Here is a 17,973-nt window from a genome sequence, read left to right as displayed (position 1 = left end):
AAAAAAGCACGTTGGCCTCTGGACAACTCACATGTTAGTGACTACTGACTTTGTACTTAGATTTCACACAATCTGCCTTAATTAATCGCCGCACTGGACAGATTGTTTTTTTCAACGCGGCATATTCTACTGTTTGGAGACCAACATGAGTACTGACTGCAGCAGTGGTGACTGTTCTTCCGGTTCCTGCGGCGGAGCACCTACTGAATTAGATGCTGGTGAAGCACGGATGAAACGAACCATCAGCCGTATTAAACATAAAATTGTTGTTATGTCCGGTAAAGGTGGCGTTGGTAAAAGTACCGTTGCGACCAACATCGCTATCGGTCTTTCACTTGCTGGTAAAAAAGTCGGCTTGCTTGACGTAGACGTACACGGCCCTAGTGTGCCTCGTCTGTTAAGCATGCGTGATTCCAAAGTGCATATCGAAGAGTCCTTCATCGAGCCTATCGCATGGAGCAAGAACCTCTCTGTTATGTCTCTGGGCTTTTTACTGCCTAACTCCTACCAGCCTGTTGTATGGCGTGGTCCTGTAAAAATGGGCTTCATCAAACAGCTTCTTTCTGATGTTGTTTGGGGCGACCTTGACTACATGGTTGTTGACTGCCCGCCGGGTACCGGCGACGAGCCTCTTTCCGTTATGCAGCTCCTTGGCAACGACGCACTGGCTGTTATCGTAACAACTCCACAGGGTGTTGCTATCGATGATGTACGCCGCTCCGTTACCTTTGTAGGTGACGTTGGGAATCAGGTTCTTGGTATCATCGAAAACATGAGCGGTATTGTGTGTTCACAGTGCGGCAATGTTGAGAACATCTTCGGCAAAGGTGGCGGTAAAGACCTTGCTAAAGAAGTTGGCGTACGCTTCCTCGGTGACATTCCACTTGATCCGGAAGTTGTTCGTTCCGGCGACGAAGGTTTCTCACTCCTTACTGTAAAGCAGGATAGCCCGACAGCTCAGTGCTTCCAGAAAATTCTTAAACCAATCCTTATGCTTGATGACGGCGCAGAGCCAGCTAACAAACTGCACCCGATTCTTCCACCGCATAAAGGTACAATTAAAATTGCACTGCCTGTTACCAAAGGTACACTGTCCCCATCCATGCATTTGGCGGAACAGTACATTATCGCAGTAGCAGATGCAGAGACTAAAAAGATTGTATCTACAGAAACAGTTGATGCTCCAGCATACGAACCAAAAGCAGCAGCTTCTTTCCTCGAACGTCTTGATGCTGGATACGTTCTGGCAAAAGACGTACCGCAGGACGCATGCGATGCATTGAAAGAAAAACATATCTCCCTTGTTAAAGGCATCACTGTTAATGCACCTGTGACAGTAGTGACTGACTTTATTGAAGGAAAATTGTTAGCCGCTGGTTAACCAGTTATTTTTTAATGATCACGCTGAGAAGCAACTCCTTTTCCTAGCTGAAAAGGAGTTGCTTTTATTTTTTATGACAGGCAATCTGAGCAAGTTTCTTAAAACTATTTTTGCAATAAAATGTTAAATTACAGACAGTTCAAGGAAATTTAGAGATGTTTGCATTCGACAAAAAGTATCTTGCAGCGATTCTTGCTATTGCATTTTCAGCAATGATGCTTCCCGACTTGATGAGGCTTCCTTCCCTTTATGCTATCCCGTCTGTAATCTACCTCCTGTCCTTCAACTTTTGTGTAATGTATGCAATCTCTCAGGTGCGTGGGCTTGCCAGTATACTTATTCCACCCATCTTTTTCATAAGCGCACTTACTAGCTACTTCCACGGTATCTACCGAATTAAAATCGATAAAGAGCTCCTCTTTCTTCTGCTGGAAACAAACAGCGGAGAAGCCGGTGAATTTGTAACATCCAAGCTTCTTATGTTTGGAGCAATAGCGTTACTATTCTCACTCATTTTCGGATATTTATTGAAGCGCTCCACTGGCAAATTTCAACTTAAGACTCTTGCTTTATTGTTGTTATTCATTGTACCCGCAACCGTCCTTCTGGGTAAATTCAAAAAAACTCCCCAAGTACAAACCGTTCGTCCAGTTGTGGCAATTAAGTATGTATTTCCATATTGTGTATTCAACGGACTTGCTGAATTTTCTGGGCAATATGCAAAAAACATTACCCAAAAAGAACTTATCGGTTCAGCAAAGCTTGACTCACTTGCCTTGAAGCAAGAAACCCCGTTGCAGATAATTGTCATCATCGGCGAATCAGCACGAGCAGATAGATTTCACTTTAACGGATACTCGCGCGAAACGACTCCACGCCTTAGTAATGAAAAAAACCTTGTTAACTTTGGTGCCATCACATCTTTCGCTGCCTACACACGTCTTTCTGTTCCAGCTATGATCACCCCTGCAACATTAGCAAAACCTGAAACCACCATGAATTCCTACCTCGGAGTCTTTAAGAAACATGGTTTCAAAACAACATGGCTGTCTGCAAACGACCGTTTCACAAGTAACGACACCCCTACTACGAATGCTATCGGCGAAATTGACCAAAAATTATTCCGAAACAAATTTGGTCGAACTTCATATAATAGCTTCCATGACGCCATGCTCCTCGACCCCCTAAAGGGCGTACTAAAAAACGCTTCTGTTAACCAAGCTATCACTATTCATACTCGTGGCAGCCACGCAAATTACGCTGCGCGATATACAAAAGAATTTAGAAAATTTGTTCCGGACTCATATGGTGAGGATATGCAGATAGATATAGTTAACAATGCATATGACAACAGTATCCTTGCCACTGACGCTTTCATCGGATCGATTATCGACCTTGTCCGCAATAAAAACGCAATCGTTATTTACAGTTCAGACCACGGTGAATCTCTCGGTGAAGAAGGCCGTTTCGGCCATGGTAACCCCGACATCATTGAGCAACGAGAAGTTCCATTTTTTGTATGGTACTCCGATACTTATAATCTGCTTAATCCGGACATAGTTACAGCATTAAAGAAACAACGAGGTGCTAAACTTTCCCATGACGTTTTCTTTCCATGGGTCATTAACTTAGGGGGAATACTTCTCCCACATAGTACGCAACCTGTCCTGATTACAGCCAGAAACGTGCAGGCACTACAAGAATAAAAAAAGGGAGAAGCTGATTATCAGCTTCTCCCTTTTTCATTTCTATAGAGAAAATATATTACATGTAAATGCCTGCAAGCGCGCCTACAAAAAGCATCACAGAAATAAATCCGTTCATTGTGAAAAATGCCATATTCACACGGCTCATATCGTCGGCACTGATAATGGAGTGTTCCCAGTAAAGGATACCGGAAACAACAGCCCACACAGCAAAATAAGGCCATCCAAGCCCTGCTGCCCAGCCGCCCATCAGGAACATCATTGATGTTACCACATGACAGAATGATGAGATAACAAGAGCTGATTCAAGACCGAAATGTGCAGGAACTGAATTCAATCCTACAGAACGGTCATACTCTGTATCCTGACAGGAATAGATAATATCGAACCCTGCAACCCAGAACAAAATCCCCCACGCAAACAACACAGCAGGTACTGTAAACTGTGGGTCAACACTGATCCAACCTGCTAATGGTGAAAGCGCAAGAACAGCTCCAAGCCAGAAATGACAAAGCCATGTAAAGCGTTTGAGCAGGCTGTAGAAGGCCGCCACAAACAGCGCGATTGGCGAAAGTTTAAAACTAAGGTCATTTATAAAGAAGCAGGCAATCACGAAAATTGCAGCCATAATCGCGATGAACACCCAAGTCTGCGTTGGTGAAATCTCACCCGTCACAAGAGGACGCTGCTGGGTGCGCGGGTTTTTTGCATCAAACGGTAAATCGATTACTCTGTTGAATGCCATTGCAACTGAACGCACAGCCACCATTGCCACAGTGAGCAACAAAAACGGCTTTAACGAAGGAAATCCGCCAGACGCAATAAACTGTCCGAGGTACGCAAATGGAAGCGCAAAAACTGAGTGCTCTATCTTGATCATTCGGCACACAGCGCCAAACTTCTCAAGGGGTGTTGAAGCCGAACTCATGAAACATCCTTAGCGACAATACCGTACTTGTTGTACAATACTTTTGAATAGTTAGAAAAATGCTCGAGGGCTTGAGTCTGCCCTTTACAGCGCAGTTCATTGATCTCATCATATCGCTCAATGAGCACTTCAACAACAATAGGATCAAGTTTATTTGAATCACCAAGCTGGCGTAAAACTTTTGTTGTCTGCTTAAAGTCCATACCGCCACGGTACGGACGATCTTCTGTGATCGCAGTAAATACGTCTGCAACCTGAAGAATACGAGATCCCAAAGAAATATCTTTACCTGCTATCCCTCTTGGGTAGCCGGTTCCATCTAATCGCTCATGATGCTGACAAGCCCAGTCACGAATCACTTCCAGCCCCGGGATACCGGAGAGAATATGTTCTGTGTACGTTGCGTGACGCTGAATAATAGCAAATTCTTCCGTTGTTAACCGACCGTTCTTCTCCAGAAGTGCTGCTGGAACTGCAAGTTTTCCGATGTCGTGCAACCGTCCAGCGATCTGGAACAAAGCCTGCTCGACTTCATTAAATCCAAGCCAACGTCCGAGTACACTGGATGTTACAGCCACACCTTGTGAATGCGTAGCGGTAAAACGGCTACGAAAATCAATAACTTTAGCGAACAAACCAGTAAAGTCCAAGACGCCTTCGGCATCAAGGATATCAGAGTCGAACTGTGTCGAAAGATTTAAGGATTTTTCTGTGCGCTCGGAGTGTAACCGATGGAAGTAATTACGCTTCGATTCAGCTTCGCGAAGCGCTTCAATATAGTCAGGATTAAACATTGTGCCGGAATGCTTACGGCACAACTCAATTAGAACTGGAATCTGGTGTCTCACCGGACGGTCTCGACGAGTATGAACATCAATAAAATCAGCTAAGTTAATAATATTACTGATTTCATAGTGTTTGTTCATACCCCGCAATTCTTCCCATGGGGTATGATGATACTCCACAAGCTTAGAAACATCCTGTAACTTTTTCGATGAGCTTATTATCACCGAGCCAGCTATAGAATGTTTAATTGTATCATCTTCAAATAAGAGAGAATCTACAGCGGGATATAGTGAAACAGCGCCGATGTCGTGCAGCATAGCCGCAAGAACAACATTGCGTTTCTCAAAGCTGCTCAACCCATAGCAGTCAGCTATGCGCGACGCATAAAAACCGACATTGGTATGATGCCCCGCAAGAGTTTGCGAAACCATATCCAATGAACGAGCTAATGCGCTGACAAGATCGAACAACCGAACTTTAAAATTACTACCTTCTGTAAAAGCTAGCCCCGGCCCCTGACACTCATGCTGAAATACCACAGCTTCTCCTACCTAGTTCCCGCAATCAGCTGGGTCGCCCTGAAGTTTGGCAATGGTGTGGCCAAACGCAGGAAGAACTACCTCTAAATTTTCTGCAACAGCCTTTGTACTTCCCGGCATATTCACAATCAAAGAAGTACCTAAAGTACCTGCAATCGCGCGTGAAACAACAGCATGCGGAGTTTTCTTCAAACTCGTTGCCATCATTGCCTGTTCAACACCGCGAAGGCGGCGATCAATAACTTTAACAGTTGCTTCAGGTGTAACATCACGAGGAGAAACCCCGGTGCCGCCTGTTGTTAAAATCAGATCGAATTTTTGGTGTAGCGCCAAATCAACAAGGAGCTGACGCAACTGTAATTCTTCATCCGGAATCATGTACCCGCGAACATATGCAAGCTCGTACTTTTCCCGAACAATTGTTTCAATTAAAGGACCACTTGCATCCTCACGCTGCTTACGCGCACCCTTATCAGAAAGCGTAATCCACGCAAGACTCAACGCCTCTTTTGTGGGAGCAACTGAACAGGAAGTTCCTTCATCAAAACCGGAAAGCATCTTAACCCACATGCCTTCAACAGAGTGCATGCCGCTATGCGAAGGAAAATATCCATTCTGAACGACTATGCAGCAAGGCTTTTCAGCACTGTCTGCGGCGACAAATGTAGTGCCCACAGGAAAGAATGCAGGAGGCAAAGGAGTATTAATGCTCGCTGCGAGATCAGCGTCTTCACCAGTTCTACCGATGAAAACAATATCACCCTGAGCTAACACCTGTAATGCTGTAATAGAATATATATTCATGTATTTTCGGCTGCAATATATTGCAGGTCAGTTTTCTTCTACATTTTTTAATGATCGCATAAGGCTGTGCAGTATTACATTACGTTAGGTCAGTAACACTTGCGACAAAACATACTGCCATCAAGCACTGAGGCTCAACAGTTTATTATTGTACTGTTTTTAACTGACAATAACAGCGTTCACCGTTTGCAACCCAGAACAACTATATCAACCTTAATCCAGTTTGCTATCCTAGTGAAAATTTACAACAAAAACAATACACGTTTTTGTTACTTTCCTACTAAAATAGTAAAAAAAAAATGAAAGAACAGTTTTCGTAGCAACCTAATAAACTTAACGAATATTTTATTTCAACCAGTAAAAATCTAACACGCTCACAATTACATACAAAACTAGTGCGGAAACTATTAGCTTAGCATTACGGCTTGAGCACATACAAATTGCAAAAAAAAAGAACGGACTCAAATTGAGTTCGTTCTTTTTCTTTATCAAAAATCATCCAACTTGCAGATATGTTATAAAATCTGACTCAGGAATAATTTGGTGCGTTCATGTTCCGGCTTCGTAAAGAAATGCTCCGGTGTACCCTGCTCAACAAGCATGCCGGCATCCATAAACACAACACGGTCAGCTACTTCACGGGCAAAGCCCATTTCGTGAGTAACAACAACCATAGTCATGCCTTCTTTTGCAAGATTCTTCATAACATCAAGAACCTCACCGACCATCTCCGGATCAAGGGCGGAGGTAGGTTCGTCAAACAGCAGCACCTTAGGGTCCATTGCTAATGCACGAGCAATAGCAATACGCTGCTGCTGACCACCGGAAAGCTGATCCGGATACACATTATATTTATGTGCAAGACCAACTTTTTCAAGCAACTCCATACTCTTTTTCTCTGCATCTTTCTTAGAGCGCTTGCGCACAGTCATCTGCGCCATAGTGATGTTATCAAGCACGCTCATATGAGGAAAAAGGTTGAAGGACTGGAACACCATACCAACTTCTGCACGAATTTGGTCAATGTCGCAGTCAGGATCAAGAACTTCGGTGCCTTCAATGGTAATGGAGCCACTGTTAGCAAATTCCAAACGGTTCAGACAACGCAGGAAGGTTGACTTACCGGAACCGGAAGGGCCGATAACAACAAGCACTTCGCCCGCTGCAACATCCAGAGAAACATCTTTAAGAGCATGCAGTTCTTCTGGAATGTAGAAATACTTATTAACATTCATCGCGCTGATCATCGAACCGCTCTCCTTTCAAGGTACTGAATCGCCACAGAAAGGGCAAAAGTAAGAACAAGGTACATAATAGCACAGGAAATCCACAGCTCGTATGACATAAGGGACGAACTAATAACTTCTCGGGTCGCCTTGGTGAGTTCTCGCACAGCAATTACGCCGAGCAGTGAAGAATCTTTGACAAGGCTGATAAATTGTCCCGCAAGCGGAGGAAGAATACGACGAAATGCCTGAGGAAGAATAACCTTGCGCATAGCCTGTGGCCCACTCAAACCCAGTGCTCGCGCAGCTTCGCTCTGACCGCGATGGACTGACTGTACACCCGCACGAACGATTTCTGCCACATACGCACCGGTAAAAATAGCCAATGCAAATACACCGTACCATAATGCAGGGATTGCGTTCAGGCCGATCTTATCAAGCATGGCATTGACAAGAGATCCAACGACAAAATACCAGAGGAAGATCTGAACAAGTAATGGTGAGCCACGAATAAATTCAACATACGTGATGGAAAGCCAACGCAAACAAGGGTTTTCCGAAATTCGCATCAGGCCGGAAAGAATCCCCACGACAATGCCAAGGATAATAGCAAGCATGGAGACTTTCAGTGTTACGAAGGTAGCCTCGAGCAAAATACCCGGCTGACTTACGCGATACTCAGCAAGAGTATCACCCATGTATACGTAATCACCTTCAACCATGAAAATATTGGCATGAGGTGGCAACTGAACGACTTCGTCATAATTGCCATCTTGAACAACAAGTGTATAACCTGCAGCTGTTTTATCAATCTTAACGACTTCGCCTTCAGCTTCAGATCGAACTTCAAGATCTTTATCAAGCCAGAAATACTGAGGCACCTGTTCCCAGCGCCAGTTGTAATCTACAAAATCTGCAGCAGCATAAATAAAGCCGAGACCAAACAGGCAAATTGCCACAAACATGGCTTTCCAAAACAGGAAATAGCTCGGCTTTTTAGGACGATCAAGTCCTGTATAATTCATCATCTGCGTATCCTTATCTCAACACGTTACAAACAAGTTCCATAAAACAGTAAACCTTCCGGCTTCATATCACGCTGTGTATACCACAGCGGGCCATGAAATCAGAAGGAAGCTTTGCCTTCAAGTATATACACTGTCCCTGTAGTACAGGTGAGCGTGACAGCGGAATAAAAGGGATCGGCCAAAGCCGATCCCTTAGTAGACAAAAAAAACTATTTCTTCAACTGGGATTTCCAAGCTTCAGAACGGAACCATTTGTCGTAAAGACGCTGGTAACGACCGTCGTTTTTAAACTGGAAGATGAAGTTGTTAAGGAAGTTAGCAAAATCAGGGTCGCCCTGTTTGTAACCAATTGCCATAGGCTCAAAGGTGAAAGGATCGTTAAGTACGAACACTTTGCCTTTACCCTGAACAGAAGCGATGTTTTCGAGAGCAGGAATGTCGAAAACAAAAGCATCAGCACGGCCGGAAATAACTTCCATGCCGCAGTCTACTTCTTTCTCAAAAGATTTGTAGGTTGCTTTTGGCAGGTATTTTCTAACAGCTTCTTCACCGGTAGTACCAAGACGGGAAACAACAACGTACTTAGGATCGTTCAGCTCTTTGTAACGAGCAATTTTACCCTGAAGTTTGTTGGAAACCATAACGCCCTGCCCCATGAGGAAATATGCATCGGAGAAACCGATCTGCAGGTTACGCTGCTGGGTAAGAGTCATACCGGAGATGATAACATCAAATTTATTAGAGAGCAGTGAAGGGATAATGCCGTCAAAGTCGGTGTTAACCGGCACAAATTTCACGCCCATAGATTTTGCGAGCTCTTTGCCAAGATCGATATCAAAACCGATGTAACGGCCACTTTTATCAGTGATTTCAAAAGGAGCATAACTTGCGTCAAAACCAACGCGAAGTTCGCCACTTTTAAGAATTTTGTTGATTGTGGATTTCTTAGCAATTTCAATATCAGCCGCAGAAGCTGGTGCAGCAAGCATTAAAGTTAATGCGAGCACCATAAGTACTTTTACAAATTTCATCCCTATTCTCCCATAATAAATAAAAAAGATATAACCACTAAGAGTTAGTATTTCCCTTCGGTCAAAACTTCCTTAATGACCATCTCCCGCTTGCACTTGTCGCATTTCGGCATTGGCTCTTCGGGAACAGCGATAATTTGAGTTTTACGGCATATTGGACATATAACCTCAACGAACTCACGCTTATAACGATCTTTAAGTACTCGTCCCATACCTACTAACTCCTTACAAAAAAAATGACACTTAAGCATTACGCTAAAGGCATTCCCTTCAACGCTTTTAACATATATGTAAAACTTGAATAAAATCAAGCTTCACAAACAGCCTTTCTGCTTCAAGTCATTCTTCAATGGTTAACCAAATAAAAGCCACATCGGATTCCCTCCTAGTACACTGCAATCATACAATTAAGATATGTACAGCATATAGGTCCGACACCGGCGGCAACGGCTGTTTCCCGCAGCTTGGTTGCCGATTGATATGTGTAGTATATTCACTCCCTAACGTCCACTCCAAAACGCGCTGATCCGCATTATTCTTGCGTTGGAGCAGGCTTGGTTTGTTTTATTCTACCCCAATATGTCTCGTACAATGTCTCACTATATGTTGAATTGACAGTATGCACTCTCGGGCATATTGCCCTCGTGACTTTTCGATGCTGTTCCCTGCAAAGGTTTGTTCCAAACAGCATATTTTTTATGAACGATCCCTTCGCGGAGGACACATGTCGCAAGTACTTTTGAGCAATGCGCTCATTCTTTCCATGAACGAAAATCGAGAAATGTTCGTCAACGGCGACATTCTCATTACTGATGACCGCATTACCGCTATCGGCGCAATTGCTCCGCACGATCTTGCCCCTGATGCAGAAGTCATTAACTGCACAGACTCCATCGTTATTCCCGGCCTAATCAACACACACGTGCATCTGTGTCAGCAGCTAGGTCGCGGGCTCGGTGACGACGTTGACCTTCTCACATGGCTGCATGAACGCACTTGGCCGTATGAGCTGGCTATGACCGAAGAAGACGTAGAAATTTCCGCTCTTGCCTGTTGTGCAGAGCTTATCCGCTCCGGTGTCACCTGTTTTGCAGAACCGGGAGGACAGCACGTTGATGCAATGGGACGTGCCGTCACCAAAGCCGGCATCCGCGGCATCCTTGCCCGCTCCACCATGGACTGTGGTGAAGGTATCCCTGAAGACAGACAGGAAACAACAGACGAAACTCTTGATATCCAGCTCGACCTCATCAAACGCTGGAACGGTGCCGAAAATGACCGTATCCGCTGCTGGTTCGGGTTACGCACGATCTTCAACAACTCAGATGAACTTATAGTACGCACCAAAAAACTTGCAGATGAGTTGAATGTCGGCGTCCACATGCACGTGGCAGAGATTAAGGAAGAAGTAGAATTTGTCCGTGAAACACGCGGAGCAACAACGGTTGAGCATCTCGCCAAACTCGGCGCACTCGGCCCTAACTTTCTTGCAGTGCACACAGTATGGCTTACAGAAAATGAAATTGCCCTCTTCGCCAAGCACAATGTAAAAGTTTCCCACAATCCGGGTGCAGCTATGCGCGTACTGGGATTTGCTCCAGTGCCGGAAATGCTTAAACAAGGGATCTGCGTAACCATTGCAACAGATGGCGCACCGTGCAACAACCGCATGGACATGATGGACGAACTGTACCTTACTGCACTTATCCATAAGGGTCGTACCCTCGATCCAACGACTGTTCCCGCAGAAACCATTCTGGAAATGGCAACAGTCAACGGTGCAAAAGCACTGCTTTGGGAAGATCAGATCGGTTCACTAAGCGTAGGCAAAAAAGCAGATCTTGCGATTATCAAGCCATCACTTATGCCCGGATCTGTGCCTGTACACGACCCTGTATCCAGCCTTGTCTACTCCATGCATTCAACAAATGTTACCCACACCATGTGTGACGGTAAATGGTTAATGAAGGACAAAGAAATTCTTACCTTTGATGAAGAAACGCTGCTGAAAGATGCACAACAACACGCAGACGCCATCAGGGAACGGGCAGGCATTACGCTTAAACCGCGCTTCCCCGTTGTCCACGTTCGATAACATACGAAAAGCCCATGTGATTATTCACATGGGCTTTTTTTGCAGAATAGGGCTCGAGGAGAACGTAACAACTAAGGGGGAGCGTTACTATCCCTAGTACTGCAAGGTGCATGGTGGGAAAAAAATTTTGTGGCTCCAAGATTAGGAAACCGTTATCAGGGCGTACCCCAAGGGGTACGCCCTTCATACATTATGCTACCTGTTCACGGATCTTGAACAGAATTACGTAAAGCGTCGGCACTACAATCAGTGTCAACACTGTTGCAAAGGTAAGACCTGCCATAATAGTTACTGCCATTGATACAAAGAATGCATCGGCAAGCAACGGAAGCATACCAAGTACTGTCGTACTGGCTGCCATCATTACAGGACGAACACGACTTACAGAGGCGTCTAGTACAGCTGCAAACGGCTCTTTACCTTCACGAATTTGCAGGTTGATTTCATCCAGTAACACAATTGCGTTTTTAATGAGCATCCCCATGAGGCTCAGGAAACCAAGCAGAGCCATAAAGCCGAATGGCTGGCCTGCACCCAACAGTCCCCAGGCGACACCGATAATTGCCAGCGGAACTGTGAGCCAAATGATTAACGGCTCTCTTAAGGAGTTAAAGAGCGCAATAGTGATTATAATCATCAGTACGATGGTTGTAGGGATGGTTGCAAATAAACCAGCCTGTGCATCGGTTGAATCCTCATACTCACCGCCCCACTCCATAGCGTAGCCGGCCGGAAGCTTGATTGATTCAATCTGTGGACGCATTTCTTCAAACAAGACCGTCGGAAGTCCAATCTTGGCTTCACACGAAACGGTAATAGTGAGTTTTCTGTTACGTCTATGTAATGCATTATTTTTAAATTCAGTTTTATATTCTGAAACAAGCTGTCCCAAAGGAACCATGCTGTTTGAAACTTTACTGAAAACCTGAATAGAATTCACAGACCCTACATCAGAACGCTCGTTTTCCGGTGGACGTACAACAATCGGAAGCAATGTGTCGCCATCGCGATATATTCCGACTGGCACACCAACGTAGGCACCCTTAAGCGCTTGCGCAATATCAGGACGATCTAGCCCTGCACGACGTACAGCCTGCTCATTAAGCACTGGAACAACAACTTTTGCTTTCTGACGCCAGTTATCGCGAATCCCACGAGAGTTACTGTTTTCGCTAAATATATTCTGAGCTTCACGAGAAAGAGCACGAAGCACCTCTGGATCTGGGCCGGAAAAACGCACCTCAATAGGGTCATCTCGCCCCGGACCAAGGCGTACTTTTTTAAACTTAAAGAACGCTTCAGGGAATGTCTCACTCGTATATGCTCTGTATTCGTCGATCATTTTCGGAATATTGTGATAATCTTCGATTGTCACAATAATCTGACCATAGTTCGGATAGTTTTGCTCTGGGTTGTAAACCAGCATGAAACGAGGAGCGCCAGCACCTACAAATGTAGTGGTGAACGTTACACGCTCATCCTGCGCCAGTTTTTTCTCAAGCACTTTCAAATCATTGCTAACAGAGCTTATATCAGACCCTTCCGGTTTCCACACATCAATAAAGAACTGTGGCTGCGTTGATGCTGGGAAGAACATCTGATCAACATACTTCATGGCATAGCCAGAGGCGAACAGCATTACGAGCAACGTACCAACAGTTAGCCAGCGATGGTTCAAACACGCTCTCAGGCATTTACGGTACACCCTGAATAAGAATCCGCCATACGGATCAACGCCCGCTCCGTTTTTACTCTTATGAAGAAACATCTCACAAAAGAGCGGCGTAATGGTCAGAGCTGTTACCCAACTTAGCATCAATGAAATGAGTAATACCCAGAACAAAGAACCACAATATTCGCCGGTAGAGTCAGAAGACAGACCAATTGCAGCAAAAGCCAAAACCGCTACGACAGTTGCACCAAGAAGCGGCCACATGTTCTGCGCAACAACACTACGCGCTGCCGCTATCTTATCTTCACCTTGCTGAATACGTATGAGCATGCCTTCCGTGACAACAATGGCGTTATCTACCAGCATCCCCAGCGCAATAATCAACGCCCCGAGTGAAATTCTTTGTAACTGGATGTCCATCATCTTCATAAAAATGAATGAACCACAAACGGTGATTAACAGTACGGCACCAATGAGCAAGCCACTTCGCAAGCCCATAAAGACCATCAAAATAATTACTACGATACCTACAGCTTCAAGCAGACTGACCGCAAAACCATCAACCGCTTTGGTTACGTAGTCCGGCTGAAAGTACACAGGCTTAATTTCAAACCCGACAGGCGTAGAATTGTCTAATGCGGTAATGCATTTGGTAACGCGATCACCAAGATCTACAATGTTACCGCCTGAAGCCAGAGAGATTCCGACAGCAAGCGAACGAGTGCTACCCTGTCGCATAATATTTGTAGAAGGCTCGATATATCCACGCGTAATGGTCGCAAGATCCTGCAGATATACTAATTTTCCAGAACCTTCGTCCGTTACATAAATATCACCCAGTGCCTCGACAGAGGTTATTCCGCCGGATGGAGATATGCGAATGTATTCAGAACCGACATGAACGTTACCGGCATCGGAAACAAGGTTCCGCTGTTTAAGAGCATCGAGAATGGACTGAGCTGACACACCGAGTTGACGCAATTTTGCGCGCGGCATCTCGATAAACACAGCCTCTTGCTGTTCACCCCAAACAGTTACTTTTGCAACATCCTGAATAAGGAGCAGTTCCTTACGTAAAAAGGTTACGTAGTCCTGCAATTCTTTATATGAATACCCGTCTGCTGTTATGGAATATAAAATCCCGTACACATCGCCGAAGTCATCGACGACCACTGAGGAATTGGCGCCCGGAGGTAAGTTACCTTGAGCATCGCCAACTTTTCTTCGTAATTCATCCCACACCTGAGGCAGGGTTTCTTTGTCATAACTGTCTTTAATTTCGACAGTAATAATGGATTTTCCCGGAATAGATACAGATGTAACTTTATCGAGCTGTCCAAGCTGCTGAATAGAACTTTCCAGTCTATCTGTGACTTCTTCAGTGACTTCTTCTGCTGTAGCGCCCGGGTATGTGGTAATTACCAGAGCCTGTTTGATAGTAAATTCCGGATCTTCTAATCGCCCCATGGACTGGTATGCGAAAAGCCCCCCAACAATCAGTATTGCAGTGATAGTAAGCGTAGTTACGCGCTTACTAATCGCCCATTCTCCAAGACTCATGACAGCTATTCTCCAATCTCGCCCTGCAGCACTCGCACAGGTTGTCCTTCTTTAAGGTAGTGCACACCTGCGGTCACAACCTGCATACCGAAATCAAGACCCGACTTCAGAATATACTGCTCCTGCAACATGTCTCCAAGTTCAATAGAAACACGTTTTACGGTGCTATCCTTCTGAACAACCCATACAAACGGCGTATTGTCTTTATCTACAGCAACGGCATTAACCGGTACGCGGACACCTTCAATTTTGCTGTTTGTATTACCCGGCAAGTACCCGATAACTTCTGCGGTCATGCCGGAATAGATGCTCACACCATCGGGCTGTGGCAAGGAAACTGTCACTGTGTAGGTACGTGTCTGTTCGTTAGCAGTAGTTTCAAATTCTTTAAGTTCACCTTGGAACAGTTTGTTAGGCATTGCTGCAAAACGAACAGAAGGCTTTTTGAGCATTGAAGAATTTGCCCGAATAATAGCGATAACCAATTCGGGAACCTCAACTTCTACGTCAAGGCTTTTAACATCGTCCAAGCGCGCAATACGTTGCTGCGCCTGCACGTTTTCAAAGTTCTTTACATATGTCTGTGCAACCACACCATCAAACGGCGCACGCAGCACTGTATATTCTAAATTAAGACGAGCCTGTTCCCGCTGCTGCTCAAGGTTTTTCACTTGTGCACGTGCATTTTCAAAAACACTACTGGCGCTGTCATATGTTGCCTTGGAAACAATATCGTCCTTCAGCAACACAGAGTTACGTTTAAAGTTGAGAACAGCCTCCTGCAACGATGCACGGGCACCGAGCAACTGTGAGTCCAACCCTCTCAACTGAGTCTGAAAATCGCTGGTATCTAATGTAGCGATCACCTGTCCACGTTTCACGCGCTCACCGGCTTTTACTATAATTTCACTGAGCTGACCTGCAACGCGAAAGCCTATTTCAGCTTTCTCACCGGCAACTACGGTTCCCGGGAAGGCTCGTTCTACAAACTCAGCTCCCCCGCTTACAACTACAGCTTTTACTGGTTTTATAACGACTGCTTCTTTTGTCATTTCTTCGGCATTACAGCCTGAAGAACCAACAATGCGAGTCCAACAAGGACAAAAATTAAACTTCTAATTCTAAACTTTTCCATGAAATGCTCCCCAGCAAATGCAGAATAATGCTCCTCGAAAGAATTACTCTGAAGTCATGAATTTATAAGGCTAAACCAACGAATGATATAGATTGGTCATTCCATAACATCTTGGTTCGTAATAATTAAACACTGCCGAAGGTCTTTTTACTGGTTGTTTCTGCCTCAATGACCATTAGCTTTTTAAAATATTGCTTCGTAGAGGCATTAGATAAAAAACCAACATTAAGCAGTCATTACGGTGAAACAAGTTTGGTGATAATGTGCAGATTTATTTGGTTCGGCAGCATATTTATTTAGCAAGCTGCGTGCCAAGAAAATAACTTTGAAAAAACAGCAAGTTACTTCTTAAAGTTATTTTATATCATCTATAACTGTTGTATTTGACAGTACGCCTGTTATATTTAACAGAACAGAAGAAAACTATCACATACGATAGATAAAAAGGGGCTCCTATGCCACCACCAGACTTTTTTAGAAGTGTGACGAATATCATTTGTTCAACGCTTGATCTGCAAAATGCAATTTCCAACCTCTACCAATACCTTCAAGAAAATTTACCTGTAAACACGATCGGTTTTGACATCTACGATGATGAAAATCGTATCCTGCATAACATTATTTCATTACATGAAGGCAAAACACGCCCTATTGCAGACCTTGTTATCAGTAAAGAAGTCCATGATCGAATCATGGTTGAGGCTGCAGATGAGACTATTCTTTCTGGATATACTGCAAACTCTTCCGACGAAGAGATCACACAACAAGTCAGCAAGCGTATAGGGCATAAACATTTTTCCGGTGTCATTTGTTATCTACGTATTGATGGAGAACTCCTTGGTGTAGCTACTTTCCTACGCTCCAAGCCGTATGCTTTTTCTGAAAAAGAAATAGAAGCCCTATCTTCCCTTGGCGACCCACTCGCCATTGCCATGGTCAACGCGCTTAAATTCGATGAATTAAAAGCCGTTAAGGACCAACTTCAGGACGACAACAAATTCCTGCAACGAGAGCTCGCCAAAAAAGCTGGTGAGACCATTATCGGCGCACGCACAGGCTTGAAAACGACCATGAATATGATCTCTCAAGTCGCAAACACAGATGTGCCGGTTATGCTGTTAGGAGAAACCGGTGTTGGTAAAGAAGTACTGGCAAACGCCCTGCATCGCATGTCTCCCCGACGCGACAAACCGTTCATCACGGTCAACTGTGGAGCTATTCCGGATTCTCTCGTAGACAGCGTCCTTTTCGGACATGAAAAAGGTGCATTCACTGGTGCGGCACAGCAGCGCAAAGGTCGCTTTGAGCGAGCCAACGGTGGCACATTACTTCTTGATGAAATCGGCGAACTACCGCCGGATGCTCAGGTTCGACTCCTTCGGGTTTTGCAAGAAAAAACCATTGAACGCGTTGGCGGTGACACTGAAATACCCATTGATGCCCGAATCGTTGCAGCCACACACAGAGATTTAAAAAAGCTGGTGAACGAAGGAAAATTCCGCGAAGATTTATGGTTCCGACTCAGCACATTTCCAGTTGTTATTCCGCCGTTACGTGAACGCCAAGTGGATATTCCATTACTGCTTGCCCACTTCCTGAACAGCTGTTCTGCAAAGCTTGGGGTACAGCAACCAGCTGTCACTCCCGAAGGAATAGAAAATTTGACCAATTACCGTTGGCCGGGGAACGTGCGTGAGATGCATAACGTTGTTGAGCGCCAGATAATTTTAGGACAAGGCGCTCCCCTAACCTTCTCAACGTTGACCTCACCAGAAACCACCATAGGGTCCTTTCCTCAAACCACGTACAACATCGCGCCCACAGCACTTCCCGCCGCAACGTCCGTGACTCTAGAGACACAGGGAACATTTCCTACGTTGGATGAGGTGACGCGCATGTACATTGAAAAAGCACTGCGTCATTGTAAGGGTAAGATTGAAGGAACTGAAGGAGCCGCCCAGATTTTGGGAATCAACGCCTCCACCCTGCGCCATAGGATGCGTAAGCTTGACATTTCGTTCGGTAAAAAAAGATAACTCAAAGCATCCCCGCTTATACATCAGCACAAGCGGGGATGTTTTT

At 44.9% G+C, this 17,973-nt stretch carries 13 protein-coding genes; 4 read left to right on the top strand and 9 right to left on the bottom strand.

Annotated features, from left to right (window positions below):
• The first annotated feature begins 145 nt into the window (after nt 1–145).
• Together MKHDV_RS08010 and MKHDV_RS08005 are read left to right on the top strand one after the other, a co-directional pair.
• The gene (locus MKHDV_RS08010; protein WP_160714068.1) at nt 146–1,381 is read left to right on the top strand and encodes a P-loop NTPase; all 1,236 of its coding nucleotides are present in this window, start codon (nt 146–148) and stop codon (nt 1,379–1,381) included.
• 155 nt (nt 1,382–1,536) lie between these two features.
• Entirely contained in the window at nt 1,537–3,087 is a 1,551-nt protein-coding gene (locus MKHDV_RS08005; protein ID WP_160714066.1) for a phosphoethanolamine transferase, read from the top strand.
• 58 nt (nt 3,088–3,145) lie between these two features.
• Here MKHDV_RS08005 and MKHDV_RS08000 read toward each other — a convergent pair whose 3' ends face one another.
• The 7 genes from MKHDV_RS08000 to MKHDV_RS07970 form a co-directional block, all read right to left on the bottom strand.
• Nucleotides 3,146–4,015, bottom strand: a complete 870-nt coding sequence (locus tag MKHDV_RS08000) for a 4-hydroxybenzoate octaprenyltransferase (RefSeq protein ID WP_160714064.1) — start codon at nt 4,013–4,015, stop codon at nt 3,146–3,148.
• On the bottom strand, nt 4,012–5,340 hold the full coding sequence (locus tag MKHDV_RS07995; protein WP_160714062.1) for an HD domain-containing phosphohydrolase: 1,329 nt from the start codon (nt 5,338–5,340) through the stop codon (nt 4,012–4,014). The genes MKHDV_RS08000 and MKHDV_RS07995 overlap by 4 nt, the downstream gene beginning before the upstream one ends.
• A 12-nt stretch (nt 5,341–5,352) precedes the next feature.
• Complete coding sequence (locus MKHDV_RS07990; RefSeq protein WP_160714060.1) at nt 5,353–6,144, bottom strand: molybdenum cofactor biosynthesis protein B; 792 nt, start codon at nt 6,142–6,144, stop codon at nt 5,353–5,355.
• A gap of 515 nt (nt 6,145–6,659) precedes the next feature.
• Nucleotides 6,660–7,391, bottom strand: coding sequence for an amino acid ABC transporter ATP-binding protein (locus tag MKHDV_RS07985; RefSeq protein WP_160714058.1), 732 nt, complete (start codon nt 7,389–7,391; stop codon nt 6,660–6,662).
• Nucleotides 7,388–8,398, bottom strand: coding sequence for an amino acid ABC transporter permease (locus tag MKHDV_RS07980; protein WP_160714056.1), 1,011 nt, complete (start codon nt 8,396–8,398; stop codon nt 7,388–7,390). Before MKHDV_RS07980 ends, MKHDV_RS07985 begins: the two co-directional genes overlap by 4 nt.
• A 209-nt stretch (nt 8,399–8,607) precedes the next feature.
• Nucleotides 8,608–9,429, bottom strand: coding sequence for a transporter substrate-binding domain-containing protein (locus MKHDV_RS07975; RefSeq protein ID WP_160714054.1), 822 nt, complete (start codon nt 9,427–9,429; stop codon nt 8,608–8,610).
• Between the two features lie 44 nt (nt 9,430–9,473).
• Entirely contained in the window at nt 9,474–9,641 is a 168-nt protein-coding gene (locus MKHDV_RS07970) for a hypothetical protein (protein WP_160714052.1), read from the bottom strand.
• A 512-nt stretch (nt 9,642–10,153) separates the two neighbouring features.
• Here MKHDV_RS07970 and MKHDV_RS07965 point away from each other — a divergent pair.
• Nucleotides 10,154–11,524 carry an amidohydrolase gene (locus MKHDV_RS07965; RefSeq protein ID WP_160714050.1) on the top strand — a complete coding sequence of 457 codons (1,371 nt, stop codon included), beginning with the start codon at nt 10,154–10,156 and terminating at the stop codon, nt 11,522–11,524.
• A 190-nt stretch (nt 11,525–11,714) separates the two neighbouring features.
• Here MKHDV_RS07965 and MKHDV_RS07960 read toward each other — a convergent pair whose 3' ends face one another.
• The gene (locus MKHDV_RS07960; RefSeq protein ID WP_160714048.1) at nt 11,715–14,756 is read right to left on the bottom strand and encodes an efflux RND transporter permease subunit; all 3,042 of its coding nucleotides are present in this window, start codon (nt 14,754–14,756) and stop codon (nt 11,715–11,717) included.
• Nucleotides 14,757–14,761: 5 nt separating this feature from the next.
• Nucleotides 14,762–15,808 (bottom strand): efflux RND transporter periplasmic adaptor subunit, encoded by a 1,047-nt coding sequence (locus MKHDV_RS07955; RefSeq protein ID WP_160714046.1) that lies wholly within the window; start codon nt 15,806–15,808, stop codon nt 14,762–14,764.
• A 538-nt stretch (nt 15,809–16,346) separates the two neighbouring features.
• Between MKHDV_RS07955 and MKHDV_RS07950 the strand changes: the two genes are divergently transcribed.
• On the top strand, nt 16,347–17,927 hold the full coding sequence (locus MKHDV_RS07950) for a sigma 54-interacting transcriptional regulator (protein WP_160714044.1): 1,581 nt from the start codon (nt 16,347–16,349) through the stop codon (nt 17,925–17,927).
• Nucleotides 17,928–17,973: the final 46 nt, after the last annotated feature.

The sequence above is a fragment of the Halodesulfovibrio sp. MK-HDV genome (assembly GCF_009914765.1).
Taxonomy (GTDB): domain Bacteria; phylum Desulfobacterota; class Desulfovibrionia; order Desulfovibrionales; family Desulfovibrionaceae; genus Halodesulfovibrio.
Note: the sequence above shows the minus strand (reverse complement) of the source record. Positions and strands in the feature narration are given on the sequence as shown.